At 59.8% G+C, this 23,764-nt stretch carries 22 protein-coding genes; 12 read left to right on the plus strand and 10 right to left on the minus strand.

Annotated features, from left to right (window positions below):
• The first annotated feature begins 136 nt into the window (after positions 1-136).
• From cysG to Q0899_RS05535, 6 genes are all read left to right on the plus strand, one after another.
• Entirely contained in the window at positions 137-1,519 is a 1,383-nt protein-coding gene (gene cysG, locus Q0899_RS05510; RefSeq protein ID WP_298290494.1) for a siroheme synthase CysG, read from the plus strand.
• Positions 1,516-1,818, plus strand: coding sequence for a DUF2849 domain-containing protein (locus Q0899_RS05515; RefSeq protein ID WP_298290491.1), 303 nt, complete (start codon positions 1,516-1,518; stop codon positions 1,816-1,818). Before cysG ends, Q0899_RS05515 begins: the two co-directional genes overlap by 4 nt.
• Complete coding sequence (locus Q0899_RS05520; RefSeq protein ID WP_298290488.1) at positions 1,818-3,482, plus strand: nitrite/sulfite reductase; 1,665 nt, start codon at positions 1,818-1,820, stop codon at positions 3,480-3,482. Before Q0899_RS05515 ends, Q0899_RS05520 begins: the two co-directional genes overlap by 1 nt.
• Entirely contained in the window at positions 3,472-4,194 is a 723-nt protein-coding gene (locus Q0899_RS05525; RefSeq protein WP_299191418.1) for a phosphoadenylyl-sulfate reductase, read from the plus strand. The genes Q0899_RS05520 and Q0899_RS05525 overlap by 11 nt, the downstream gene beginning before the upstream one ends.
• On the plus strand, positions 4,191-4,604 hold the full coding sequence (locus Q0899_RS05530) for a DUF934 domain-containing protein (protein ID WP_299191420.1): 414 nt from the start codon (positions 4,191-4,193) through the stop codon (positions 4,602-4,604). The genes Q0899_RS05525 and Q0899_RS05530 overlap by 4 nt, the downstream gene beginning before the upstream one ends.
• A gap of 78 nt (positions 4,605-4,682) precedes the next feature.
• A complete protein-coding gene (locus tag Q0899_RS05535; protein ID WP_299195253.1) occupies positions 4,683-5,516 on the plus strand; it encodes a ferredoxin--NADP reductase in 834 nt (277 codons plus the stop codon).
• A 72-nt stretch (positions 5,517-5,588) separates the two neighbouring features.
• Here the strand turns inward: Q0899_RS05535 and Q0899_RS05540 are convergent, their stop codons facing one another.
• Positions 5,589-6,458 (minus strand): hypothetical protein, encoded by an 870-nt coding sequence (locus Q0899_RS05540; RefSeq protein WP_299191422.1) that lies wholly within the window; start codon positions 6,456-6,458, stop codon positions 5,589-5,591.
• 228 nt (positions 6,459-6,686) lie between these two features.
• Between Q0899_RS05540 and infC the strand changes: the two genes are divergently transcribed.
• Complete coding sequence (gene infC / locus Q0899_RS05545) at positions 6,687-7,202, plus strand: translation initiation factor IF-3 (RefSeq protein ID WP_298290472.1); 516 nt, start codon at positions 6,687-6,689, stop codon at positions 7,200-7,202.
• 59 nt (positions 7,203-7,261) lie between these two features.
• On the opposite strand, the gene Q0899_RS05550 is transcribed toward infC, so the two are convergent.
• The 5 genes from Q0899_RS05550 to Q0899_RS05570 all read right to left on the minus strand — a co-directional run bounded on the left by Q0899_RS05550 (position 7,262) and on the right by Q0899_RS05570 (position 11,992).
• Positions 7,262-8,239, minus strand: coding sequence for a molybdopterin-binding protein (locus Q0899_RS05550; protein WP_366942096.1), 978 nt, complete (start codon positions 8,237-8,239; stop codon positions 7,262-7,264).
• Positions 8,240-8,256: 17 nt separating this feature from the next.
• The gene (locus Q0899_RS05555; RefSeq protein WP_299191426.1) at positions 8,257-9,240 is read right to left on the minus strand and encodes an XdhC family protein; all 984 of its coding nucleotides are present in this window, start codon (positions 9,238-9,240) and stop codon (positions 8,257-8,259) included.
• Entirely contained in the window at positions 9,224-9,694 is a 471-nt protein-coding gene (locus tag Q0899_RS05560) for a DUF1203 domain-containing protein (RefSeq protein ID WP_299191428.1), read from the minus strand. The genes Q0899_RS05555 and Q0899_RS05560 overlap by 17 nt, the downstream gene beginning before the upstream one ends.
• Before the next feature lie 80 nt (positions 9,695-9,774).
• Complete coding sequence (locus tag Q0899_RS05565) at positions 9,775-11,025, minus strand: VWA domain-containing protein (protein WP_299191430.1); 1,251 nt, start codon at positions 11,023-11,025, stop codon at positions 9,775-9,777.
• Between the two features lie 55 nt (positions 11,026-11,080).
• Positions 11,081-11,992, minus strand: a complete 912-nt coding sequence (locus Q0899_RS05570; protein ID WP_298290459.1) for a MoxR family ATPase — start codon at positions 11,990-11,992, stop codon at positions 11,081-11,083.
• A gap of 112 nt (positions 11,993-12,104) precedes the next feature.
• Between Q0899_RS05570 and Q0899_RS05575 the strand changes: the two genes are divergently transcribed.
• Positions 12,105-13,325: an acyl-CoA dehydrogenase gene (locus tag Q0899_RS05575; RefSeq protein ID WP_299191432.1), complete on the plus strand. Its 1,221-nt coding sequence runs from the start codon at positions 12,105-12,107 to the stop codon at positions 13,323-13,325.
• Between the two features lie 7 nt (positions 13,326-13,332).
• Here Q0899_RS05575 and Q0899_RS05580 read toward each other — a convergent pair whose 3' ends face one another.
• The 3 genes from Q0899_RS05580 to Q0899_RS05590 form a co-directional block, all read right to left on the minus strand.
• A complete protein-coding gene (locus tag Q0899_RS05580) occupies positions 13,333-15,042 on the minus strand; it encodes a hypothetical protein (RefSeq protein ID WP_298290453.1) in 1,710 nt (569 codons plus the stop codon).
• A gap of 212 nt (positions 15,043-15,254) precedes the next feature.
• Positions 15,255-17,528 carry a glycosyltransferase family 2 protein gene (locus Q0899_RS05585; protein ID WP_299191434.1) on the minus strand — a complete coding sequence of 758 codons (2,274 nt, stop codon included), beginning with the start codon at positions 17,526-17,528 and terminating at the stop codon, positions 15,255-15,257.
• Positions 17,515-18,546, minus strand: a complete 1,032-nt coding sequence (locus Q0899_RS05590) for a glycosyltransferase family 2 protein (RefSeq protein WP_299191436.1) — start codon at positions 18,544-18,546, stop codon at positions 17,515-17,517. The genes Q0899_RS05585 and Q0899_RS05590 overlap by 14 nt, the downstream gene beginning before the upstream one ends.
• A gap of 158 nt (positions 18,547-18,704) precedes the next feature.
• Here Q0899_RS05590 and Q0899_RS05595 point away from each other — a divergent pair, with 158 nt between their 5' ends.
• Complete coding sequence (locus Q0899_RS05595; RefSeq protein ID WP_299191438.1) at positions 18,705-20,264, plus strand: hypothetical protein; 1,560 nt, start codon at positions 18,705-18,707, stop codon at positions 20,262-20,264.
• A gap of 8 nt (positions 20,265-20,272) precedes the next feature.
• Positions 20,273-21,217: a phosphoadenosine phosphosulfate reductase gene (locus Q0899_RS05600; protein WP_298290440.1), complete on the plus strand. Its 945-nt coding sequence runs from the start codon at positions 20,273-20,275 to the stop codon at positions 21,215-21,217.
• An 87-nt stretch (positions 21,218-21,304) separates the two neighbouring features.
• On the opposite strand, the gene Q0899_RS05605 is transcribed toward Q0899_RS05600, so the two are convergent.
• Positions 21,305-21,601: a hypothetical protein gene (locus tag Q0899_RS05605; protein ID WP_298290437.1), complete on the minus strand. Its 297-nt coding sequence runs from the start codon at positions 21,599-21,601 to the stop codon at positions 21,305-21,307.
• 169 nt (positions 21,602-21,770) lie between these two features.
• Between Q0899_RS05605 and pyrC the strand changes: the two genes are divergently transcribed.
• Together pyrC and Q0899_RS05615 are read left to right on the plus strand one after the other, a co-directional pair.
• Positions 21,771-22,802 (plus strand): dihydroorotase, encoded by a 1,032-nt coding sequence (gene pyrC / locus Q0899_RS05610; protein WP_299191441.1) that lies wholly within the window; start codon positions 21,771-21,773, stop codon positions 22,800-22,802.
• A 56-nt stretch (positions 22,803-22,858) separates the two neighbouring features.
• Positions 22,859-23,548 carry an orotate phosphoribosyltransferase gene (locus Q0899_RS05615; protein ID WP_298290430.1) on the plus strand — a complete coding sequence of 230 codons (690 nt, stop codon included), beginning with the start codon at positions 22,859-22,861 and terminating at the stop codon, positions 23,546-23,548.
• Positions 23,549-23,764 lie beyond the last annotated feature (216 nt).

Below are 23,764 nucleotides of genomic sequence, written 5' to 3' on the forward strand. Positions count from 1 at the left end.
TGAATTCTCTCCGATTGGGAACTGACGTTCCTAATTTACGATTCAAGAGAACAATATTCCTTATCTGGGCGAATGGGTAGGCTTTATTAGGATTTTTTCCTATCTATAAGGGCAACACCGCAAAGGAACGCTTGATATGAAGCATTTTCCAATTTTCATGGCCCTCGAGGGCCGCCGCGTCGTCCTGTCGGGCGGCGGGGAGGCTGCATTGGCCAAGCTGCGCCTGCTGTTGAAGACCGAAGCCAAGCTGACCGTTGTGTCTGACAACGCTGCGCCGGAAATTCGCGATTGGGCCGCTCAAGGCCGTCTGTCCCTGATCAACCGCGCGATGGAGCCGGGTGACGCGATCTGCGCCTCCCTGTTTTACGCAGCGAACGAGAATGATGCCGAGGACGCCCGCGTTGCCGCCTTAGCGCATCGCGACGGTGCCTTGGTGAATATCGTCGACAACCTGGCCGACAGCCAGTTCATCACACCCGCGATCGTGGACCGTGACCCGGTGACTGTGGCGATTGGCACGGAAGGTGCCGCCCCTGTCTTGGCCCGCTCGATCAAGAAGTCGCTGGAGGAGCAGCTTTCACCCAACCTCGGCCTGATGGCCCGCATCGGCAAAGCCTTCCGCTCCAAAGTTGAGGCCCTGCCCTTTGGTGCCAAGCGCCGCGCCTTTTGGTCGGATTATTACGCGGCAGACGTGGCCGACGCGGATGTTGCGCAGGAACGCCTAGAAGACCTGCTCGACAAGCACCTGCACGCGCCTGAGCGTGAAGGTTGGGTTGATCTGGTCGGCGCCGGCCCCGGTGATCCCGAATTGCTGACATTGAAGGCCCGCAAGGCGTTGGATAACGCCGATGTGGTGATCTACGACCGCCTCGTCGCCCCGGAAATTCTGGAATTGGCCCGCCGCGAAGCGGTAATGCTGTCGGCTGGAAAGGAAGGCTTCGGCCCCTCGGTCACCCAAGACGCAATCAACGAGATGATCGTCAGCCACGCCCGCGGCGGCGCACATGTCGTGCGGTTGAAGTCGGGTGACCCAACCGTGTTTGGCCGCCTGGACGAGGAAATTGAGGCCTGCGAGGCGTCCGGTGTGAAATGGACCATCGTACCGGGCATCACCTCGGCCTCTGCCGGTGTGGCTGCATTGGGCCAAAGCCTTACAAAACGCGGTCGCAACTCTGCGGTGCGGTTGATCACGGGCCATGACACCAAGGGATATGCCGATCACGACTGGCGCGCATTAGCACAACCCGGCGAGGTTGCCGCGATCTATATGGGCAAGAAATCCGCGCGGTTTATCCAAGGCCGATTGCTGATGCACGGGGCCAACCCCGACACGCCAGTGACCGTGATCGAAAACGCTTCGCGCGCCTCGCAGCGTATCCTGTCGACCAAGTTGAGCGAGCTGGAGCCCTCCCTGACGGAGGCCAATTTCGACGGTCCTGCCCTTGTCTTTCTGGGCCTCGCGCCCCGCGCCGCTTTGCAGGTGGCTGATCAATTTGAACAAAAGGAGGCTGCGGTATGAGCAAGCCCTTTACTCCCAAAGTCGTCACCGCAAACGCACTGCTTGAGGGTGACGTGATCTATCTGACGGCGGATGACCAATGGTCGCGCACCATCAAGGATGCCGAGGTTATCGAAGACGAAGCCCATGGCGACTTGCGGATGCTGTTTGGCCAGTCGCAACCCAATGACGTTGTCGGCGTCTATCTAGCCGACGTGACCCTGACCGACAATGGCCCGCAGCCCGTGCATTTCCGCGAGGAGTTCCGCACCAAGGGCCCGTCTAACTACAACCACGGCAAACAGGCGGAGCTGGTTTAATGTATCAATACAACGACTTCGACCGCGACTTTCTTGCAGAACGCAACGCGCAGTTCCGCGCCCAGGTGGAGCGCCGCATTGACGGCTCCCTGACCGAGGATGAGTTCAAGCCGCTGCGTCTGATGAACGGTCTGTACCTACAACTGCATGCCTACATGCTGCGTGTGGCCATTCCCTATGGCACGCTGAATGGCGGCCAGATGAACGTCTTGGCGGACATCGCGGACAAGTGGGACAAGGGCTACGGCCATTTCACCACGCGCCAAAATATTCAGTATAATTGGCCCGAATTGCGCGATGTCCCGGACATGTTGGACGCGCTGGGCGAGGTTGGCATGCACGCCATTCAAACCTCCGGCAATACGATCCGCAACGTCACCTCCGACCATTTCGCGGGCGCTGCCGCGGATGAGATCGAAGACCCCCGCCCCACGGCTGAGTTGCTGCGCCAGTGGTCCACGGACCACCCGGAATTCCAGTTCCTGCCGCGTAAGTTCAAGATCGCCGTAACAGGCTCGCCCAATGACCGCGCCGTGACCAAAGCACATGATATCGGCCTGCGCATGGTCGAACGGGACGGCGAAAAAGGTTACGAGGTCATTGTCGGCGGCGGTCTTGGCCGCACACCAATGGTCGGCAAAGTGCTGCGGGACTTCCTGCCCAAGGCGGACCTGCTGCCCTATTGCGAGGCCATCGTCAGCGTTTACAACTTGCTGGGTCGTCGTGACAACAAGTACAAAGCGCGCATCAAGATCACCGTGCATGAGAACGGCATCGACACAATCCGCGACCTAGTCGAAGAACGGTTTGCGTTGCTGCGCCCACAATTTGGCGGCGTTGATCAAGAGATGCTGGCAGGCATCGAGGCGCAATTTGCCGCCCCAGAGTGGGAGCAGGCGTCGATTGCGCCCTTCAACGCGGCCTATCATGAGAACCCGGTGTTCCGCTCTTGGGTCGACACCAATATCACCAAGCACCGCAATGACGACTACGCCATCGTGTCGATCAGCATCAAGAAGCAGGGGCAAACGCCCGGCGACGCGACGTCTGAGCAGATGCGGGTGATGGCCGAGATCGCGCGTGAGTTCGCTCATGACGAGCTGCGCATCAGCCATGAGCAGAACGTGATCCTGCCGCATGTGCATAAATCCCACCTGCCCACGATCCATGCTCGCCTGCGCGAGGTGGAATTGGCGACTGCCAATATCGGCCTGATCTCCGATATCATCGCCTGCCCCGGCATGGATTACTGCGCGCTTGCAACGGCCCGCTCGATCCCTGTGGCGCAGCAGATTGCCACCCGTTTTGACGAGCTGAAGCTGGAGCATGATATCGGCGAGCTGAAGATCAAGATCTCCGGCTGCATCAATGCCTGCGGGCACCACCATGTGGGTCACATCGGCATTCTCGGTCTCGATCGTGCGGGCGTTGAAAACTACCAAATCACGCTAGGCGGCGATCACACTGAAACCGCTGCTGTCGGCGAACGTGCTGGCCCCGGCTTTGCCTATGACGAAATTGTGCCAGCCATTGAGCGGCTGATTGAAGCCTATCTTGAGCTGCGCGCGGGAGACGATGAGCTGTTCATCGATACGTACCGCCGTCTTGGCATGGCACCGTTCAAAGCCGCACTCTATCCGGAGGTCAAAGCCAATGCCGCTTAAGGAACTCGCCGAACGCCGCACCCTGCTGCATCGCAAAAGCGATGCGCAGACCGTGCTGAAACACGCGCTGGATGACGTGCAGATTGGCGAGGTTGCTCTCGTCTCCAGCTTCGGCGCGGAAAGCGTCGTGCTGCTGCATATGGTGGCCGAGATTGACCCGGCCACGCCGGTGATCTTCCTCGACACTGAGATGCTGTTTCCCGAAACGCTGACCTATCAGCGCGAACTGGCCAGCACCTTGGGCCTGACGGATATCCGCGTCGTGACCCCTGACCGCGCCAAGGTGATGGAGCGGGACGTGGACGGCATCCTGCACACTTTCGACACCGATGCGTGCTGCACCCTGCGCAAGACCGAGCCGCTGGAACGCGCATTGCAAGGTTTTGGCGGCTGGATCACCGGGCGCAAGCGGGTACAGGGCGGACAACGCGCCCAGCTGCCGCTTTACGAGAAGGACGAGACCACGCGCATCAAGATCAACCCGCTGGCCGCGTGGACGCCCAAGATGATAGCGGACTACATGGATCAGCACGACCTGCCGCGCCACCCGTTGGTGGCACGCGGGTTCGCCTCCATCGGCTGCGCGCCCTGCACCACCAAAGTGGCCGAGGGCGAAGACCCGCGCGCGGGCCGCTGGCGCGGGCAAGAGAAAACAGAATGCGGCATCCATTTCGAGGGTGGCAAAGCGATCAGACAGGAGAGCGCGGCATGAGCGTTTTGGTACAAGACACAGGCTTCGTCATTGACGATTGGGACCGCGGTTTCACCCCGCTGGCCGAGCTGCCCGCCAATGACACCGTGTGCTGCATCGATCTGCCCAGTGACGCAGACCCTGCGGGGCTGGCTAACCGGCTGAGTACGACCGACATGATCCGCATCGACTTCCCTTCTTCTGCGGATGGGCGGGGCTTTACCATCGCCCGCCGTTTGCGGCTGATGGGCTATGAAGGCCGCCTACGCGCCCATGGCCATGTGATTGCGGACCAATACGCCATGGCGCGCCGGTCGGGATTTGACGAGGTGGAGATACCAGGCGATCTGGCCGCGCGTCAGCCACAGGATCAATGGCTGGCCCGCGCGAATTGGAAAGCGCACGATTACCAGAACCGCCTGCGCGCCTGAACCGCACTTCCAGAACCCAGATTTCCCCGTTACAGAGAAGGGCGAGGTGTCAACCTCGCTAGACACGCTATGAATGACATGACCATGAACGCACCCGCAAAAGCCGTCCCCACACTGCCCGATGCGCAGACTGTGACGGAAGTGAAGCACTGGACCGACCGCCTGTTTTCGTTCCGGGTGACGCGCCCCGCGTCGCTTCGGTTCCGCTCCGGCGAGTTCGTGATGATCGGCCTGATGGGCGACCCGCACCCCGAGACTGGCAAGCAAAAGCCGCTTTTGCGCGCCTATTCCATCGCGTCGCCAAGCTGGGATGAAGAATTGGAATTCTACTCCATCAAGGTCCAAGACGGCCCGCTGACGTCAAAGCTGCAGCACATCCAACCCGGCGATCAAATCATCCTGCGCCCCAAGCCCGTGGGCACGCTGGTCCATGACGCGCTGCTGCCCGGCAAGCGGCTGTGGTTCTTCGCCACCGGCACCGGCTTTGCGCCCTTCGCGTCCCTGCTGCGCGACCCGCAAACCTTTGAGGATTATGACCAGATTATCATGACCCATACCTGCCGCGACGTGGCGGAGCTGGAATATGGCAAGCAGCTGATCGAAAATATCCGCAGCGACGAAATGATGGGCGAGCTGCTGGGCGAAGAGAACCTGAAAAAGCTGGTCTACTACCCCACCACCACCCGCGAGGAGAGCCCGGTTATGGGCCGCATCACCACGCGGCTGAAAGACGGGTCGGTCTTCAAGGATCTGGGGATCGACGGCATTTCTGCAGACACCGACCGCGCGATGGTGTGCGGGTCAATGGGGCTGAACACAGACCTCAAGGAAATTCTGGAAGGCTTCGGCCTGGAAGAAGGCGCGAATAGCGACCCGAAACACTATGTGGTCGAAAAGGCATTTGTCGGCTAAGCCCCTCCAACTTAAACAAAAAACCCGCGCCGAGATTGCTCGACGCGGGTTTTCTTTTTCTTGGCCTAAGACTTATTGGCCGATGGCGTCTTTGACGGCATCCAGAGCGGTTTGGAGCAGCTCAGGATTGTCGCGCGCAGCATCCAGACCCTTTTTCAGCGTGGTGCTGAGCAGCGGGTTCGAGACGTTGTCATCGATCATTGTGACGACCGTGTCGTAGTCAAAGCCAGCAACGGTCAGCGCCTCGTTGGCTTCACCAACCGTCGCAGCCTCAGTAGTCGCTTCTTCTGTGGCAGTTTCCGCCTCTTCGGTCACGGCTTCGGCAGCTTCCTCAGTCGCGGTTTCGGCTTCTTCAGTGACAGCTTCGGCGGCGTTCTCAGTCGCCTCGGCGGCTTCCTCGGTCGCGGCTGCAGCAGCTTCTTCAGCGGCTTTTGCTTCTTCTTCCAGTTTGGCCGCTTCTTCCGCAGCTTTGGCTTCCGCTTCTTCTGCAGCTTTCGCAGCGGCTTCCTCGGCAGCTTTGGCTTCTTCCTCTAGCTTGGCGGCTTCTTCGGCGGCGGCAGCCTCAGCTTCTTCTGCGGCTTTGGCGGCGGCTTCTTCAGCAGCCTTGGCTTCTTCTTCCAGCTTCGCGGCTTCCTCGGCGGCCTTGGCTTCGGCTTCTTCCGCTGCTTTGGCTGCAGCTTCTTCAGCGGCCTTGGCTTCCTCGGCAGCCTTCGCCTCTGCTTCTTCGGCGGCTTTCGCGGCGGCCTCTTCGGCAGCCTTGGCTTCCTCGGCGGCTTTTGCTTCAGCTTCCGCTGCTGCTTTCGCAGCTTCTTCTTCGGCGGCCTTCATCGCTTCGGCGGCCTCATCGTCGCCCGAGAACCATCCCATCGCAGAGGCCGGCGCAACCGAAGTCGCTCCCAAAACGGCCGCAAGAACCAGAGCAGATACAACGTGCTTACGCATTTTCAAATTCCTTATACATTTGGGGGACTGACTGCCCCAATGCCGCCCATTTAGGTCATGTCGTGCCGATGGACAACGCCACAAAGGGGGGAAAGGTCCCCTATTTACGCCATTTGCGCCAAAACCCGCTTGAACCACGCCAGACGGGTCACTAGTTTGCACACTCGTAGATGACCAACCATTCAAGGAATATTTGCCATAGCCCGCAGACCCCATAACGCACCCCCGGTGCGTGAGACCGGCCCCCGCGTCAACGACCGCATCCGTGCCGATGAAATTCGCCTTATTGGCGCCGAAGGTGAAAACGTCGGCGTCGTGACGCCGTCCCGCGCCATGCAGATGGCTGACGAGGTCGGCCTCGACCTTGTCGAAATTTCGCCAAACGCTTCGCCGCCCGTCTGCAAGATCATGGATTTCGGCAAATACAAATACGAGACCCAGAAAAAAGAGGCCGAAGCGCGCAAAAAGCAAAAGATCATCGAGATCAAGGAAGTCAAATTCCGTCCGAACACGGACACCAATGATTACGATGTCAAAATGCGCAACGTGTTCAAGTTTCTGGAAAACGGCGACAAGGTGAAGGTCACCCTGCGCTTTCGTGGCCGCGAGATGGCACACCTCAACCTTGGCCGCGAATTGCTGGAACGCGTTGCCGCCGATGTAGAGGGCAAAGGCAAAGTGGAAAACATGCCCAAAATGGAAGGCCGTCAGATGATCATGCTGATCGGCCCGCTGAAGAACTAAGCGTTCAGTATCTGAAAGCTACGAATGGCCCCGCCTCTGCGGGGCTTTTCTTTTTGTGGCTAGCCGCGCCGCGGCTGCGGGCGTTGCGGGATTTCCTTCAACAACCCTCCGACACCCATGGCAGCGATGTCGTCTGAGCTGACCGGCGTTCCGCACACCACCCGCTCCAGCACCCAATCCGCGCCATTCAGCGCCGGAGACCTGGCGCAACCGGGCAGCCCAATGACGGGTCTGCCGTTGAGCTTGCCCACAAACAACAGATTGCCGGGGTCCACAGGCATGCCAAACCGATCCACCTGCCCGCCCACGTCGCGCAGCGCTTGCGGGGCGACATCCACCGGGTCAGACGTGGCCGATGCCGTGAGGATCAGCACCAGATCGGCAGTGGCCGTTCGCAGAGCATCGGCAAGAGCCGCACCGCGATGGGGAACGGTGATGACCTCGCTCAAAGTGGCGCCCAACGCGGTAAGGCGCGCCTCCACGGCTGATACCCCCTTGCCTTTGTCCGGCTCAGCACCGGTTTCGGTGACAATCAAACATGCCGATTTGAGCTGCGCAGTTGTCACGTCAATTGCGCCAGATGGCCGTCGGGCGGCCGCCTCCGCCCTTTCCAACGCCGCCTCGTCGACCCCGTAGGAGATGATCTTGATCGTCGCCAGCAACCCACCCTTCTCCATTCGGTTCATGGGCGCGACGGTCGCGCAGGTGATCATTGGGTCAACTGCATTCAGCGCATTGATGGCCTCGGCCTCGATCCGGGCGATCCCAGGGGATGTCGCGATGACGTTGACCCGGCCCGTGAACGGTTTGGTCAATTCGACGTCGTCGCCGCTGCCGTCAACCAGGGCGCTCGCAACCCGCAATGCGGCGGCATTTTCTTCAACATCTTGCGCGCCCAGCAGCGCCACAACAACCTCCGCCACACCTGCGCGTTGCAACTGGGTTATGTCGTCCGATGATAACATCTGGCCCTTTCTAAGCCGCACGTCGCCCTGGCGTAGGGAATGGGCCAGAATGCCACCCTCTGCTTTCGCCAAGGAGACCGCCCCAAACTTCACGATGCAGGCCGTTTCGGGCCACGCAATGTCAAAACGATCTGCGCCATGATGGACACGGCGATTTCCGCGGGGGATTTGGCCCCGATATCCAGCCCAACCGGCGCATTGATACGGGCGAGCTGGTCGTCACCAATTCCGGCCTCCGCAAGCCGCGCCAGCCGTTTGGCGTGAGTTCGGGTAGACCCAAGGCAGCCGATATAGAAACAGTCGGACGCCAGGGCCTGCTCAATCGCGGGGTCATCAATCTTCGGGTCATGGCTGAGGGTGACAACCGCGCTGCGATGATCAGGCGCAAAGGCGGCAACGGCCTCGTCCGGCCAGTCATGCACCAAGGTTTCGCCGGGAAACCGCGCGTCGCTGGCAAAGGCCTCGCGCGGGTCGATCACAACTGGATCAAACCCCGCCAGCCGCGCCATGGTCACCAGCGGCTGGGCAATATGCACCGCGCCGACAATGGCCATGCGCAGGGGTGGGTTGTGGATGGCCACGAAGTCGTCACCGTCAAACCCCGATTTGTCGGAGGCAAAGCGGTTGTCAAATCCCTCACCCAAGGCCGTCAACCTACGGGCCCAGCTTTCGACATTGACTACGTAAGCGACAGCGTTGCAGGCTTTGCGGGCCGCAACCAAATCGGCCAGCAACGGTTCGGGAAGCGCGTTTCCGACCGGCTCCACAAGAATGCGGATGGTGCCGCCGCAAGCCAGCCCCACGGCGAAAGCCTCGTCATCGCTGACGCCGAATTCGAGCAGGCGCGGTTTGCCATCCTCCAACGCGTCAATGGCTTCAACCACCACCGCGCCTTCCACGCAGCCGCCCGAGACTGACCCCATGATGTCGCCGGCGCCGCTGATCACCAACTGGCTGCCAACGGGCCGCGGGGCAGAGCCCCAGGTTTCAATCACCGTCGCAAGCGCCGCCCCGGCGCCGGACCGGTGCCAGTCCAGGGCAATTGCGGGAATGTCGTCAGGGTGCTGCGTCACGGATGGTCCTTGTCAGAAAGCAATTGTTCCGGGCGGAACGCACATCAATGTAGGCGACATCGTCACGCGCGAAAAGCGTATTGGCGTAGCCATCAATGTTGCCCTGCGCAGTGATGGCCCCGGTGCCGTAAATGATCCGGTCATCAGCCCCATAGGCCTTGACCAGATAGTCCGGCGAGGTCGTGAGGATCGGCGGCAGCCCGTCGTCATTCCACGGGGTGCAGTCGGCCTCGCACAGAAAGACCGGCCCGGATTCAGCGTAGGGGTGCAGCGCCTCAAATGGCCGAGCGGCAAGGATCAGCATGGCGTCGCCCTCCGGTATGTTCTTCAGGCAGCACCGGCACGGCTTGCCCTCACCATCGGAGAAGGCGCGCTCGGCTGGCATACCATTGGCGTCCGGCCCACCTGCACGGATGGAGCGCACAAAGTCCTGGTCGTAAGATTGATATTTCATGTCATCGTTCCTCTTTAGGGTTTGTCCCCAAAAGGTATCCAACTGGTGCCACCCCATGCGACCCGAAGCCTGCGCATCCATCACAGCATCGCCATAAGCCGCTGTTTTTCGCCGGCATCTTCGGGTCGGCCAATGGCCCGCGCCAACCCTTCGAGGGAGGCCACATTGTGCCCCGCGCGAAAGCTGTCGACATGCGGCAACATGGCCGCGATGCCCTTGGCTTTGGGCGCAAAACCGTCCCAACGCAGCAGCGGGTTCAACCAGATCACCTGCCGCGCGGACAGGTGTAGCCGCTCCGCCTCCCGCGCCAGTTGATCAGCGTTGTCGCGGTCCAGCCCGTCGGTGATCAAGAGCACCACCGCGCCCTGCCCCAAAACGCGCCGCGACCAGTCGCGGTTAAAATCATGCAGGCATGCGCCAATGCGCGTGCCGCCTTCCCAGTCCTGCGCCTCAGCCCCCGCGGCAGCTAGCGCCGCATCCACATCGCGGGTCGCCAAATGGCGAGTGATATTGGTCAGGCGCGTGCCAAAGGTGAAAGCGTGCACCTTGGACCAGCCGGCGCCCTTGTGACTGCTAACAGCGTGCAGAAAATGCAGCATCGCGCGGGAATAATGCGACATAGAGCCTGATATGTCGCAGATCGCCACCAGATTTGGCCATCGTATTCGGCGGGACTTTGTTTCGAAATCGCGCAGCTCTCCGCCGTAGCGCATCGCGCTGCGCTGTGTGGCGCGCCAGTCTACCATACGGCCGTTTGAAGCCAGCTCGGTTCGACGAGATTTCAAGGGTCTCACCGGCAAGCTCAGCTTGGCCAGCATGCGCTTGGCCTCGGCCATTTCCGCATTGCTCATCTGCTCAAAATCGAGCGAGCGCAAACGCTCCTCCCCGGACATGGTGCGCGAAGCATCGATCTCAATCTCGGTGCCGTCTTCATCAGTCTCGGGCTGTTCCACCTCGCGGTTTACACCCTCCAACAACGCCTCCGCCGCACGTTTCTCGGCAGGTTTGGCCTTGCGCTCTTCCTGCACGCCACGAATGGCGGGGGTCAGCGCCGCGATCATGTGCTCCAAATAGCGCGGGTCGCGCCAATAGAGGCGGAAGATTTGTGCAAACACCGTGCGGTGTTCCGGCCGCGACACGAAGCAGGCCTGCAACGTGTGGTAAAAGTCCTGTTTGTGGGTGAACCCAGCGGCTTCCACTGCGCGAATGGCATCGATGATGCGACCCGGCCCGACCGGCAATCCGGCGCTGCGCAGCGCGCGGGCAAACCAGGTGATGTTGGAGGCCAGCTTGCCGTCCTCAGGGATATCGAGCGCGTTGAATTTGGCCATGGTCGACTTGGGGGCTAGCCCCCAAACCCCCAAGGTATTTTTGAAACAATGATGGTCATGCCGGTGCGAGCTCGGCGCGGACCTCGTCGAGTATGCGCTTGGCTTCAGAGCCTTGGATTTTCTGGATGTCGTCCTGGTATTTCAGAATCGCGCCCATTGTGTCGGCGATCACCTCGGGGCTCATGGTCAAAGCGTCCAGCGCTAGCAGGCATTTGGCCCAGTCGATGGTTTCGGCAACACCCGGCTTTTTGAACAAATCCTCCGTGCGCAGCTTCTGGACAAATGCCACAATCTCACGGCTCAGGGTCTCCTGCGCCTCCGGCGCGCGGGCGGCAAGGATTTCCATCTCACGGGCGAAATCCGGGTAGTCGACCCAATGATACAGGCAGCGGCGTTTCAACGCGTCATGCACTTCCCGCGTGCGGTTCGAAGTCAGGATCACAATCGGCGGCTCGGCGGCCTTGATGGTGCCCAGCTCGGGGATGGTCACTTGAAAATCGCTGAGCGCTTCTAGAAGGAACGCCTCAAACGGCTCATCGGTGCGGTCCAGCTCGTCGATCAGCAGGACAGGCGCGCCGCCCTCCTGCGGCTGCATCGCCTCCAGCAAAGGTCGCGCTGTCAGGAAGTCGTCCGAAAACAGCTCTTGCTGCAAAGATTGCTTGTCTGCGCCACCTGCAGCCTCCGCCGCGCGGATCGCCACCATCTGGGCGGGGAAGTTCCATTCATAGACCGCAGAAGACGCGTCCAACCCCTCGTAGCATTGCAACCGGATCAGACGACGCCCCAGCGCGGCAGCGATCGCCTTGGCGATCTCGGTCTTTCCGGTCCCCGCCTCGCCTTCCAAAAACAACGGGCGTCCCAGCTTGAGGGACAGAAACACCACCGTCCCCAGCGCACGCCCGCAGACATAGTCCTGCCCCTCCAGCAGCTTGATTGTGTCGTCAATGGATTGGGGCAGCTGCGTCATAGAGTCCTCCGGCCCCCTATAGCTGCACCTCATGCGCGGGAGGTCAAGCCAGCCGATTGCACAGCTGCTTGAACAGGCGTAGAAAAAATCATCATTCTCGCGGAGACCCATCATGAACGTGACCACACCGATCAAAGCCAAAGATGCCCCCGACATGGCCCGTTTCGATTGGGAGGATGCGTTTCGGCTGGAAGATCAGCTTTCGGAAGACGAACGGATGTTGCGCGACGGCGCGCGCCAGTTTGCCGAATCCGAGCTGGCCCCGCGCATCATCGAGGCCTACAGCACCGAGGCCGCTGACCCGTCCATTTTCAAAAAAATGGGGGAAGCCGGGCTACTTGGGCTGACGGTGCCGGAAGAATACGGCGGCCTTGGCGCGTCCTACGTCACCTACGGCCTGGTCGCGCGGGAGATTGAACGGGTCGATTCCGGCTACCGCTCAATGATGTCGGTGCAGTCCTCGCTGGTGATGTACCCGATCTACGCCTACGGCTCAGAAGAGCAGCGCCAGAAATATCTGCCGGGCCTCGCTTCGGGCGATTTGGTCGGTTGTTTCGGTCTGACGGAAGCTGATGCGGGGTCTGACCCTGCGGGCATGAAAACCGTCGCCAAAGCCAAAGGGGATGGCTACGTGATCTCCGGCTCCAAGATGTGGATTTCCAACGCGCCGTTTGCCGATGTGTTCGTGGTTTGGGCCAAATCAGAGGCGCATGGCGGCAAGATCCGCGGCTTCGTACTGGAAAAAGGCATGGCGGGGCTGTCAGCCCCCAAGATTGGCGGCAAAATGTCCCTGAGGGCCTCCACCACAGGCGAGATCGTCATGGACGGGGTTGAGGTCGGCGCAGACGCGCTGCTGCCAAATGTCGAAGGGCTGAAGGGCCCGTTTGGTTGCCTGAACCGGGCGCGCTATGGCATCAGTTGGGGCGTCATGGGCGCGGCGGAGTTCTGCTGGCATGCCGCGCGCCAATACGGGCTGGACCGCAAGCAGTTCAACAAACCCTTGGCGCAAACCCAGCTGTTCCAGAAGAAGCTGGCCGATATGGCGACCGAGATCACGCTGGGCCTGCAAGGCTCGCTGCGGGTGGGTCGGCTGATGGATGAGGGCAACGCCGCGCCCGAGATGATTTCGCTGATGAAGCGTAACAACTGCGGCAAGGCGTTGGAGATTGCCCGCCACGCCCGCGACATGCATGGCGGCAACGGGATTTCCGAGGAATTTCAGGTGATCCGGCACATGATGAACCTTGAGACGGTCAACACGTATGAGGGCACGCACGATGTGCATGCCCTCATCCTTGGCCGCGCGATCACCGGCTTGCAGGCGTTTTTCTAAGCGACCCTTAGCCCAACCCCAGCAACGGCAGCAGCAGCCCCAACAACAATGCCTCAAACGGGAAGCTGCTTCCGTCATCCTCGGCTTCTGCCGCATCAATATCTTCATCCGGATCAACCTCGTCAGGTGGCGGGCTGACCGTCGGCGGAACGAGTGGTCCGGGCGCGTCAGCGCTGATATCCGCCCCTGCCCCGTCTTGCCAGGTTTCGATCTCGGCGCGCCCTGCCTCCGTCCGGGCGAATGTCAGGCGCACGATTTCGCCGGGCTGGGAGAATTCGACCTCGACGTTTTGCCCCCTGATATCCGGCGTGAACGCTTCCCGGTCGGCCACGGCGAATGTTTCGGCTTCTGGCGACTGATCCACACCGGGCGTTCGCGGGATGTCGAACAGCTCATGCCAGTTGTCCGGGGTTTCTGCGGTCAGACTTTCGCCCCAAACAGCAATGGTTTCGCCCAGGTCTTCGATCGACAGCGATGTGCGCAGGCTGTCCCCCTCAAATTCAGGGGCAACCATGAAAACAACCAATTTGTCCGCACTGTCGAAGCCAAAGAGCGAAACATCATCCGGGTCCCGGTGATCATTTTCTTCGTACCAATCCAAGGCCCGCGTCCCGATCAGGCTTTCGGCCATCATGTCCTGAGTGGCACCGCCGGCAAAGATATAGGGTTCGCCGTCGGTCCCTTCGATGCTGGAGCGCGCAGCGTGAACCGTGTCCCAGCCATAGACGCCTGCGGCCTCAACACCCAACGGCTGATATTCGGAGAATATCTGCAGGATGTTTTCACCATGCTCCAACCCATGCGCCCGGGTGTCGAGCTTCGACTGGTAATACCGCTCGAAATCCAGATTGCTGCGGGACTGATGATCTATGTCCTCGCCTGGGTTTTCTCTCTCATAGAGCTGCGCCGCCTCTTTGCGGGTGAGGCTCGCCGTGTTGTAGGCCGACAAGTAGAGATTGGGTGCCTCCCCCCCCAAGGCTTCTACGGCGTCTTCCCAATCGTTCAGCCCTTCGGCCACATCTTCGACCTGTTTGCCTGCGCCGTTCGGCTCAAACACAAAGCGGTGGTGGCTGAGCAGGTCGGTCATGAGCAACGACTCGTCACTGAGGACATCCAAAAGCGCATCATTCGCAGCCTCACTTTTGCCCAGCTGAACGCTGAACCGCACCTGATCCGGGTTGACTTCAAAACGCTGCTCTATGTCAGATATGACCTCTGAATATGCATTCACGACTTCGCCGTAGTCGGTGGCCTGCGCGAGGCTGTTGCCATCGAAGACATCGTAATATTCGTTGCCAATCTCGAAGATCAGTTTGTCGGGAAGCGGCCCGAACTTACCGGAATAGACGTCCTCCAGGAAATCGGTTGCCCCTTGTTTAAGGGCGTCCGGGTCGTCTTGGTAAATGGCGGTCGGCAAGACGATGGACACCGCCATTCCATTCTCTGCCGCGAAGGAGAATATGTCCTCCAAATCTGGGCGGTTCAGTGAAGCATTAGGGTCAAACAGCCCCTCATGCTGGAAACCGTACAGCCCGTTATTGACCTCCGCGAGGGTCCCCCCGGGCCAAATGATCATACCAAGGCTGGTCTCTTCGACCTGCTCGGCAAAGTCCTCAAAATCCCGGAACGCGTTGTAGCGCGTCCCGAAGCTCTGTGTTGTCGTGACCAACGCATCGCCCGCTGGGCCGTTGGCAGATAAGTCTCGTAGTTCCAGCACCTCTATCACCCCCGTGTATAAGCACGAGGTCGATATGCAGAGACGTCGATTAATTATTTGTTTTCAGCAATATACAGTTTGATTTGAATGCAACGTAGTTGACGATTGCGGCACGGCCGCATGCCTTATTTCATTGAAGGGATTCTGGTGAAGTTACGTCAAATGCGAATGATAAAGATCAATCGGCTTTACCGTTTCCGCCGCGGAAACAGTCAATGAGTCGTTTTGACCCTGTCCACAGTGAAGAAAAAGTCCGGCGCGACCTCCTCTTGCATGGCGACGTCGTCAGGCACCGACTCAGGTCCCGCAAGAAACACATTCGCTCCGAAATGGCTGTGCATGCGGGCCAGGTTCTCCATCCGGTCGCCGGTCAGTTCCGCGTAGAATTTCGCATAATTCTCGGTGGCCTTGAGCTCATCAATCTTGTCGCGGTGTTTGCCCACAGAATATTCATGCGCGGCGCGCAGCTCCGGGTCAGCCATCAGCTTGTCAAACTCCGCCTGCAATATATCGCGCTTGGTCTGAATGGACCGGTCCTCTTCCCAGTTGTTATTCATGCGGAACCAGTAGCTCAGCCCTTGATCCCGGTCGACATGGTTCACCCGCCCCCGGTCGCGCTTGACCAAAAAGCTTTCGGCGGAACGGACCGCGTAGTGGTTGAGCGTCACCAGATCATAGCCGTAGCTGTCGGTCGTGGACCGCCAGCCGTTGCGGATCAGCTTCTTGGGCATCGGTTTGCCTGACCCGTTCACCCACCTGATTTGGTCCCAGAGGTCCGGCTTTAGCCCTTTGGGGCGATGCACACCCATCTTCTTGTAGATGCCCACGTTGCGGAACAGTGTCTTGAAGCCCCAGGCCTGATGCGGCTTGCGGCACAGCTCTGGCGCGCAGCGGACGAATTGGTCAATCAGGAACTTGTCCTCATAGGCATGCACGTCGCCATTGCCGAACAACCGCCATGTCAGCGAGATCATGTTGGCCTCGCCCACGGCGTCATACAGATCCTCAAGCCGGCCCTGCCCCGTGTGGATGTTGATAAACTCATCCACATCCATCGAAATCACCCAGCCCGCGTCCTTAAGAACCTGTTCATGGTCTGACGCTGCAAGCGCCCAGTGTTGCGGCTTCAGGTCGGTGCCATGAAACTTGTTGTCCCGCCGCTGCACGATGCCGCGTTCCATCAGCAGGTTCAGCAGCTCATCGGTGCCGTCATTGCAGTCGTTTGTATAGACCAGAAAGTCGTCCACCCCGATGGCGCGGTGATAGGCGATCCATTCTAGAATGAACGGCCCTTCGTTCTTCATGCAGGTGACAATCAGGGTGCGGCCGCCCTTGCTGGCCTTGGCAGGGGCGGCCTTCATCTTGCTTTCAGGCGGGCGCACAGGTTTGTGCCGCCATAGGTTTTCGGCCATCTCCAGCAGCGTTTCGTCTTCAATCAACGAGGTTTTCGGCACGATCTCCGCCGCCGTGTTCTTGGGGTGCCGGATCGCCATGGCGCGCCAGAACGGGGCCATCTCCTCCGGCTGAGGCGTGGCGTCCACAATCCGTACAAACCGCCAGACTTTGTCCGAGCCCACACGTGCAGGCGCCACGCACCAGCGCCGGTTGGCGCGCGGGTTGTCGAATTGGCGGCAAATATGGTCGCCAAATGCAGGCTTCTTCTTGGGCCGAACGCGCCACGGATAGATGCGTTGCCCCACCAGTTGGATCACGCCGGCGCTGCTATCATGCACGTCCTGAAACGGCGTCGCGCCGGGCTGCAACAGGTCAGTCAGATCAAGGTTCATCACCGCCCACGCGCGGCTGAGGAACCGCCATTTCAGCAGCTCGTAGATTTGCAAATCCGCCAAAGGCGCGGTCCACGGGTCCGTCGGAAGTTCGCCCATCCGGTCCTTGCCGGGCGCGTCAGGTGCGTTCATCGGGTGAGACGCAGGCGGCAGGTCCTCACGGCCCAACGCCACCTCGCATTTCAGATGGACAAGCGCGCTTAGGTTCGAGCCATTGGCCAAAGCTTTAAGTTTTTTCTCAAAGCCCTTCTCAGATTTAGGTTTTTCGCGGTCGAGCAGGATCAATCCCTGTAGGCCAAACTGCGCGGTGTAATAGCTGATCCAGTCCTCGATCACCTCAATGGGCTCGCCGTTGCGTTCTGCGATGCAGACGTTCATATCGGCAAACAGGTCAGTCTCGGGGGCTTGCACGGGCAGGTCCATCTCGCCATCCGCAAGCGCCATGGTGATGGTGTCGCTGACCGCATGATCCTTGCCAATGAACATCAACCCGCCGCCAATGCTGCGCGCCTCGGAAAACTGGGCGCAGCCGTCGCGATTCTTGGGGTCAAACAGCTTGAAATCGGTGCCGGACTTGAAAAACACCCGCAGCCCCATGCCGCCCACCGGGTCTTCCCAGCCGATGCACTCTAGCGCCACAAGCCCCTTGCCCTGCGTCACGTTCAACGTGCGGGCATGATATGTCTCAGCTTTTGGCATCAAGCCCCCTGTATGCGTTCACCAACTGCAACGCGATGTCGCGCGGAAGCGTATCACTGCCGCCCGCCAACAACAGACGACCATACAGCTTCAACGACACCTCGTCGCGCATTAGCTCCGCAAAGCGGTCACGCTGCCATTGCCGGCAGGCCCGCTGCGCCTCGCGCACGCCTTTGATAGCCAGAAACTCGGCCAACACCTGTTCGGTCCCTGCCCGCATATGCGCAATGCTGGTGTCCTCGACGGTGTTGAAATTCCGCTCCACCCAATAGGTCAGGTCGATCTGCTTGGATTGGTGGTTAGGCAGGCCGCGCGACCGTTTGACCATGAACTCCGCCGCCGAGCGCAAGGAGTAGTGGTTCAATTGCACCAGATCGCGCGCAATCGACTGACCCCAGTGCATAATTTGGCCATCATTGGCGACGACCGGGCCGCTCAATTCCGCGCCAGAACCGTCGTGAAACGCGGGCAATCCGTGACGATCCGGGTTTTTCTGACGTGGGCGATGCACGCCCAATTGTCGGAACGGACCGGCGCGCCTGAACAGCGTTTTGAAGAAGCTGCCAATCGCGGGATATAACATGTCCTCGGCGGCCGCTTTGGTGAAACGCATCGTCGTCGCAGCGTCCGAAATTTCGGCCTGACCGTTATGGCCGAACAGCCGCCACGGCAACAAGATTGCGTCGCCACCAATTTTCTCAATAAGATGAGGTATTCCACCCAAATCACTGTTAACATTCAAAAATTCATCACAGTCAATACAAGCAACCCAGTCGGAATCTGTCACCATCGGATGATCCCAAGCTGCCTTCAACGCGGTCCATTGCGGCGGCTTCTCACCCGCTTCCTGCCGCACCACCTCAACGCCCGGCAAGAGCCGCAACAGCGCTTCGGTGTCATCGTCGCAATCGTTGACATAGACTAGAAACCCGCTCACCCCCGCCGCGCGGTGATGGGCGATCCACTCCAACAAATGCGCGCCCTCGTTGCGCATCGTCGTGACGATTGTGATGGTCATACTCACTGCTCAACCCTGCGGTGTTAGTCCGCTGTTTTTGATCCTCTTTTCGGCCAAAAGCGAATCACCTTTTCCTTGCTTTCTAACCTGCCCTTTGCGAAAATCGAAACATCATAAGTGATAAGGCGGGATTAACCCGTTCTTCGCGAGGCAGTGACGTGACCAAAGATTATGCAATCGCCCAACTCTGGATTGGGGGCAATCTCACCTATATGGAGCAGCTTTGCGCCGTCTCCTTCCGTGATGCCGGTCACCATGTGAAGATGTACACCTATGGCGAGGTCGGCAATATCCCTGACGGGATCGAGGTTTGCGACGCCAACGAAATCATGTCGATGGACCACGTCATTGCGCATAAGCGCACCGGCTCGCCCGCTCCGCAGGCGGACAAATGGCGCTACAACATGCTGGCCAAGACCGATGACCAGATCTGGGCCGACACGGACGCCTATTGCGTCAAGAAATTCACGTCTTCCAACGGCCATTTCCACGGTTGGGAGTCCGAGCATCATATCAACAACGGCGTTGTAGGCCTGCCCGCTGACAGCGACACGCTGGCGGGGCTGATCGACTTCACCTCTGACGAATACGCCATCCCCGACTGGTTCAAGCCGGAGCTACGCGAAGAAATGGCGCAGAAGAAAGCCGCAGGGAACCCGGTTCATGTCGGCGAACAAAGCTGGGGCGTCTGGGGGCCGCAGGCGCTGACCCATTTCCTGCACAAAACCGGCGAGCATAAATACGCCATGCCGATTGAGGCGCTGTTCCCGATCAGTTTCAAAAAGCGTCGGTTGATGCTGAAACCGAACCTCGACCTGAGCCATTACGTCACCGACAACACGCTTTCGATCCATTTCTGGGGCCGCCGCATGCGCATGCGCATCATCGAGCGGGAGAATGGCGAGCCGCACCCCGACAGCCTCATCGGCAAGCTGATCAAGAAGCACGGCATTGTGCCCTCCGACGCGCCGATGCCGAAGTCGAACCCGCATAAGCCCAAAGAACCCACGATGGTGCCTGGCACCGCGATCCCCGTTGTCAGCAACGCCGACAAAAAGGGCCGCGGCGGTGTCAACCTGACCGACATCGCAGATGAGCTGAGCCTCGATCAAGGCAGCCAGAAACACAGCTTCACCGAGCTTTATCACATGCTCCTGCAACCCAACCGGCTGAAGGCGCTCAACATGGTGCTGTTGGGCATGGGGGATGCGGAAGATGCTGAAAACGGCATTAGCCCGACCCTGCCTATGTGGCTGAAATACCTGACAAAAGCCAAGATCACGGCCATTGACGAACGCGCCTATTCCAAGGTGAAGGACAAGCGTGTCACAACGATCAAAGCCAGCTTTGATACGCGCCCGCCGCTTGCCGCAATCGCCGGCAAGCTCGACAAGGTGGACCTCGTGCTCGACGACGCCAGCCATCTGTCGCACCACCAACAAAACGCCTTCGCGGAGTTTTTCCCGACACTCAAATCGGGCGGTCTGTACATCGTTGAAGATCTCCGCTTCCAACCCAAGAACCGCGAAAACAGCGGCTATCCCAAAACCGCCGCATTGTTTCAGGGGTACCTGCGCGACGGCGCGTTCAAGCACCCCGATGACGCGTTGCAGACCGCATTGAACGACATGCGGCAAGACATCTCCGGCTGCTTCTTGCATCAGGCTAAATGGCACAATGACAAGCGCGATCAGGTGCTTGTCGTGCATAAGCGGTAAGCGATCCCATGATCGAGTTAGAGGCAAACCCCGACGGGATGGACAAAGCGGCTTGGGACAACGAACTCAAAGCCATGGGCGACAAATACGGGTTCTTCGAAAAGATCGGCGACGACCACTCCGCCCTTTTCGTCAAATCCGGCAAGACCCTGATCGTCACCTTTGAAAACCTCGACCACGTCTACGAACACGGCAACCGCCTGCCCTGGGGCTTTGGCTTCGTGCAGAAACAAGGCTGGTCCATCCTCGGCATGATGGCTCATGATTGGAGCTGGTACCGCGACGAGGACGTCTACGCCTTCTTCGACCGCCTCAAGCGTGAGAAATTCTTCGACCAATTTGACAAAGTCGTATTCTACGGTGCCTCCATGGGCGGCTACGGCGCCTGCGCCTTCTCGGCCGCTTGCCCCGGTGCATCCGTGGTCGCAATCAGCCCGCAAGCCACGCTCGACCGCGACCTGTGCTCATGGGAACGCCGTTACCAGGTTGCCTGGATCCGAGATTTCAGCGGCGACTATGGCTACGCACCTCATATGACGGAAAAGGCGAAGAACGTCTTCATCCTCTACGACCCGCTGGAACCCCCCGATGCCATGCACGCGGCTTTGTTCCAAGGCTCCAACGTCAAAAAGCTGAAATGCCGGTTCCAAGGGCACCGCATCGCGTCCGGCCTAATCCAGATGGGCATCTTGCAGCCCATCGTGTCGGGCTGCGTCGACGGCACCATGACCACGACCGAATTCTACAAGCTGCTACGCGCCCGCCGCGATTTCCGCCGCTACCTGCGCGAAATGTTGCTCAGGATCGACGAGAAGAAACACCCGCTGATGATCGCCCGGCTGGCTGAGTTCGTACTGTCCAAAGGCAACGGCCCCGTGTTCCGCCGCAAGCTGAACGCGGCCAAGGAGCTGCTCAAAAAGCGCGGCATCGCGGCGCCCGGCGCTAAGAAGTAGCCACGCGACCTGAAACGGCGCGAATGTTCGAAAAACACAAGAAATAGGCCGAAACACCGGCCCAAACCGCCAAAAAAGTCGCAGTTTTCAACAGATGTAGGCCGTACCTTCCACCTGATACACCGTCTCACCTGCCGGGATTTCGTCAAACACCACCGTGTTCGCCCCCTGCTCCAATGCGGTGCGCTTCGCCACGTTGCGCGCGTCATTCAGGCCCACTTTCGCCAGTGGCCCGTAGACACCGGGTACGCCGGTGACGCGCCCCAGCTCGGTGCAGCTGACCACTTCTGACGGCACCGCCTCACGCACGGTTTTCACCGCAATCGCGGGCGGCGTGCAGGCCGCGACGCTCAAAAGGGCCAGGCTCCATCCCAAAACTCTCATAAGAACTGCTCTCTTTTTTGCGCAGCTTAGCCGCGCACCAAGACGTCAGCCCAGAACTTTCCGAACGCCCGCCCATATCAGCAATTTCCAGCCCGCGCGCCCTCCCCTCTGGCCTCCCTCTCGCGAACCCGTTAAACGACCCGAAACACCGCATCGGGGGACGCATCACATGACCACACTCACCATCCGCCGCCCCGACGATTGGCACCTGCACTTGCGCGACGGCGAAATGCTGAAGGGCGTGCTGCCCGAAACCGCCCGCCACTTCGCCCGAGCGATCATCATGCCCAATCTGGTCCCGCCCGTGGTCACCGCCAAAGACGCTGCCGAATACCGCGACCGGATCATGGCCGCCAAGCCCGACAATTCCGACTTCCAGCCGCTGATGACGCTCTATCTGACGGAAGACACGAACGTCAAAGACCTGCGCGCCGCGCATGAGATCGGGCTGATTACAGCCGTGAAACTCTACCCGGCTGGCGCCACCACCAACTCCGCCTCGGGCGTCAAGGACTTCAAGAATGTGCGCCGCCAGTTGGAAACCATGGCCCAGATCGGCCTGCCGCTTTGCATCCATGGCGAGGTCACCGACCCTGACGTGGATATCTTCGACCGCGAAGCCGTGTTCATCGACACGATCCTTGATCCCCTGCGCCGCGACATTCCCGGGCTGCGCGTGATCTCCGAACATATCACCACCAAAGACGGCGTCGACTACATCCGCGAAAACAAAGACATAGCCGCCACCATCACAACGCATCACTTGGTCATCAACCGCAACCACATCCTGGTTGGCGGCATCAAGCCGCACTATTACTGCCTTCCCGTCGCCAAACGCGAACAGCACCGCCTGGCACTGGTCGAGGCCGCCACATCAGGCGATCCGCACTTCTTCCTCGGCACAGACTCAGCCCCCCACACAGATGACCTAAAAGAGCACGCCTGCGGCTGTGCAGGCTGCTTCACCGCCACCAACACGCTCTCCATCCTCGCCGAGGTGTTTGAGCAAGAGGGCAAGCTCGGCACCCTCGAAAAATTTACCTCCCTCAACGGCCCCGCCTTCTACAAGCTGCCCGCCAATCAGGACACGATTACCCTGACCAAAGGCGACCCCGTCACCTACCCCGCCAAGATCGACACCGGCGCAGGCCCCGTAACGGTGTTCGACCCGCTCATGCCGCTGCATTGGCGCGTGACCTGACCCCATCATTGTTCCAAAGATAATTCATATCCGCCGCCCGCCAAGAAGGACCCACCATGATCCCCTCTTCCTACCCCAGCAAAGAAGAAATCGCCCGCCTCTCCGCCGCCATGCTGCTGGAAATCAAGGCGGTGAATTTCAACACGCGCGACCCCTTCATCCTCGCTTCCGGCCTGCCATCCCCCAGCTATATCGACTGCCGCAAGCTCATCTCGTACCCCCGCATCCGCTCCACCCTGATGGACTTCCTCACCGTCACCATCATGCGCAACGCAGGGTTCGAGGCATTCGACAACATCGCCGGCGGGGAAACGGCGGGCATCCCCTTCGCGGCCCTCGTCGCCGAACGCATGGCGCTGCCCATGACCTATGTGCGCAAGAAACCCAAAGGCTACGGGCGCAACGCGCGTATTGAGGGCGAAATGTCAGAAGGCCAGAGCGCCCTGCTGGTCGAAGACATGACCACCGATGGCGGCTCCAAGCTCTCCTTCGTGGACGCTATCCGTGACACCGGTGCGACCTGCGCCCACACCGCCGTCATCTTCTATTATGACATCTTCCCTGAAACGATTTCCAAGCTCGGCGATCACGGCGTTACCCTGCATCACCTGTGCACTTGGTGGGACGTGCTGGCCGTGGCCAAAGAGCAAGAGGCCTTTGACGCAGAGACATTGGCAGAGGTCGAGAAATTTCTCAAAGCCCCGCGCGAATGGCAGAAGGCCTGGCAGGAGGCCAATCCGGCCTAGTCGATTCGACGTGTGCCGGCCGGCATTTACAAAACGACTCGGGGGCGCTCAAACCGCGCCTCGATTCAACCCGGGTCATGAAAAATAAATTCAAAGAGGGCAAACCGCCCCAACCCACAACATCTTGACCAAGCCCTCCATTTCAACGCAAGATGCACCCCTAATTCGGCCCAAAATTTGCTCCCCAAACGGTCCACAGGTTATCCAGATTGATTG

The organism is uncultured Litoreibacter sp., assembly GCF_947501785.1.
Classification (GTDB): Bacteria; Pseudomonadota; Alphaproteobacteria; order Rhodobacterales; family Rhodobacteraceae; genus Litoreibacter.

Coding starts and splice junctions, on each gene's coding strand:
- Q0899_RS05540 (WP_299191422.1), bottom strand. CDS start 6,458: ATGCGTAAGCACGTTGTATCTGCTCTGGTTCTTGCGGCCGTTTTGGGA.
- Q0899_RS05530 (WP_299191420.1), top strand. CDS start 4,191: ATGAGCGTTTTGGTACAAGACACAGGCTTCGTCATTGACGATTGGGAC.
- Q0899_RS05525 (WP_299191418.1), top strand. CDS start 3,472: ATGCCGCTTAAGGAACTCGCCGAACGCCGCACCCTGCTGCATCGCAAA.
- Q0899_RS05520 (WP_298290488.1), top strand. CDS start 1,818: ATGTATCAATACAACGACTTCGACCGCGACTTTCTTGCAGAACGCAAC.
- Q0899_RS05535 (WP_299195253.1), top strand. CDS start 4,683: ATGACCATGAACGCACCCGCAAAAGCCGTCCCCACACTGCCCGATGCG.
- Q0899_RS05515 (WP_298290491.1), top strand. CDS start 1,516: ATGAGCAAGCCCTTTACTCCCAAAGTCGTCACCGCAAACGCACTGCTT.
- Q0899_RS05590 (WP_299191436.1), bottom strand. CDS start 18,546: ATGACCATCACAATCGTCACGACGATGCGCAACGAGGGCGCGCATTTG.
- Q0899_RS05560 (WP_299191428.1), bottom strand. CDS start 9,694: ATGAAATATCAATCTTACGACCAGGACTTTGTGCGCTCCATCCGTGCA.
- Q0899_RS05615 (WP_298290430.1), top strand. CDS start 22,859: ATGATCCCCTCTTCCTACCCCAGCAAAGAAGAAATCGCCCGCCTCTCC.
- Q0899_RS05585 (WP_299191434.1), bottom strand. CDS start 17,528: ATGCCAAAAGCTGAGACATATCATGCCCGCACGTTGAACGTGACGCAG.
- cysG (WP_298290494.1), top strand. CDS start 137: ATGAAGCATTTTCCAATTTTCATGGCCCTCGAGGGCCGCCGCGTCGTC.
- Q0899_RS05565 (WP_299191430.1), bottom strand. CDS start 11,025: ATGGCCAAATTCAACGCGCTCGATATCCCTGAGGACGGCAAGCTGGCC.
- Q0899_RS05605 (WP_298290437.1), bottom strand. CDS start 21,601: ATGAGAGTTTTGGGATGGAGCCTGGCCCTTTTGAGCGTCGCGGCCTGC.
- pyrC (WP_299191441.1), top strand. CDS start 21,771: ATGACCACACTCACCATCCGCCGCCCCGACGATTGGCACCTGCACTTG.
- Q0899_RS05575 (WP_299191432.1), top strand. CDS start 12,105: ATGAACGTGACCACACCGATCAAAGCCAAAGATGCCCCCGACATGGCC.
- Q0899_RS05570 (WP_298290459.1), bottom strand. CDS start 11,992: ATGACGCAGCTGCCCCAATCCATTGACGACACAATCAAGCTGCTGGAG.
- Q0899_RS05600 (WP_298290440.1), top strand. CDS start 20,273: ATGATCGAGTTAGAGGCAAACCCCGACGGGATGGACAAAGCGGCTTGG.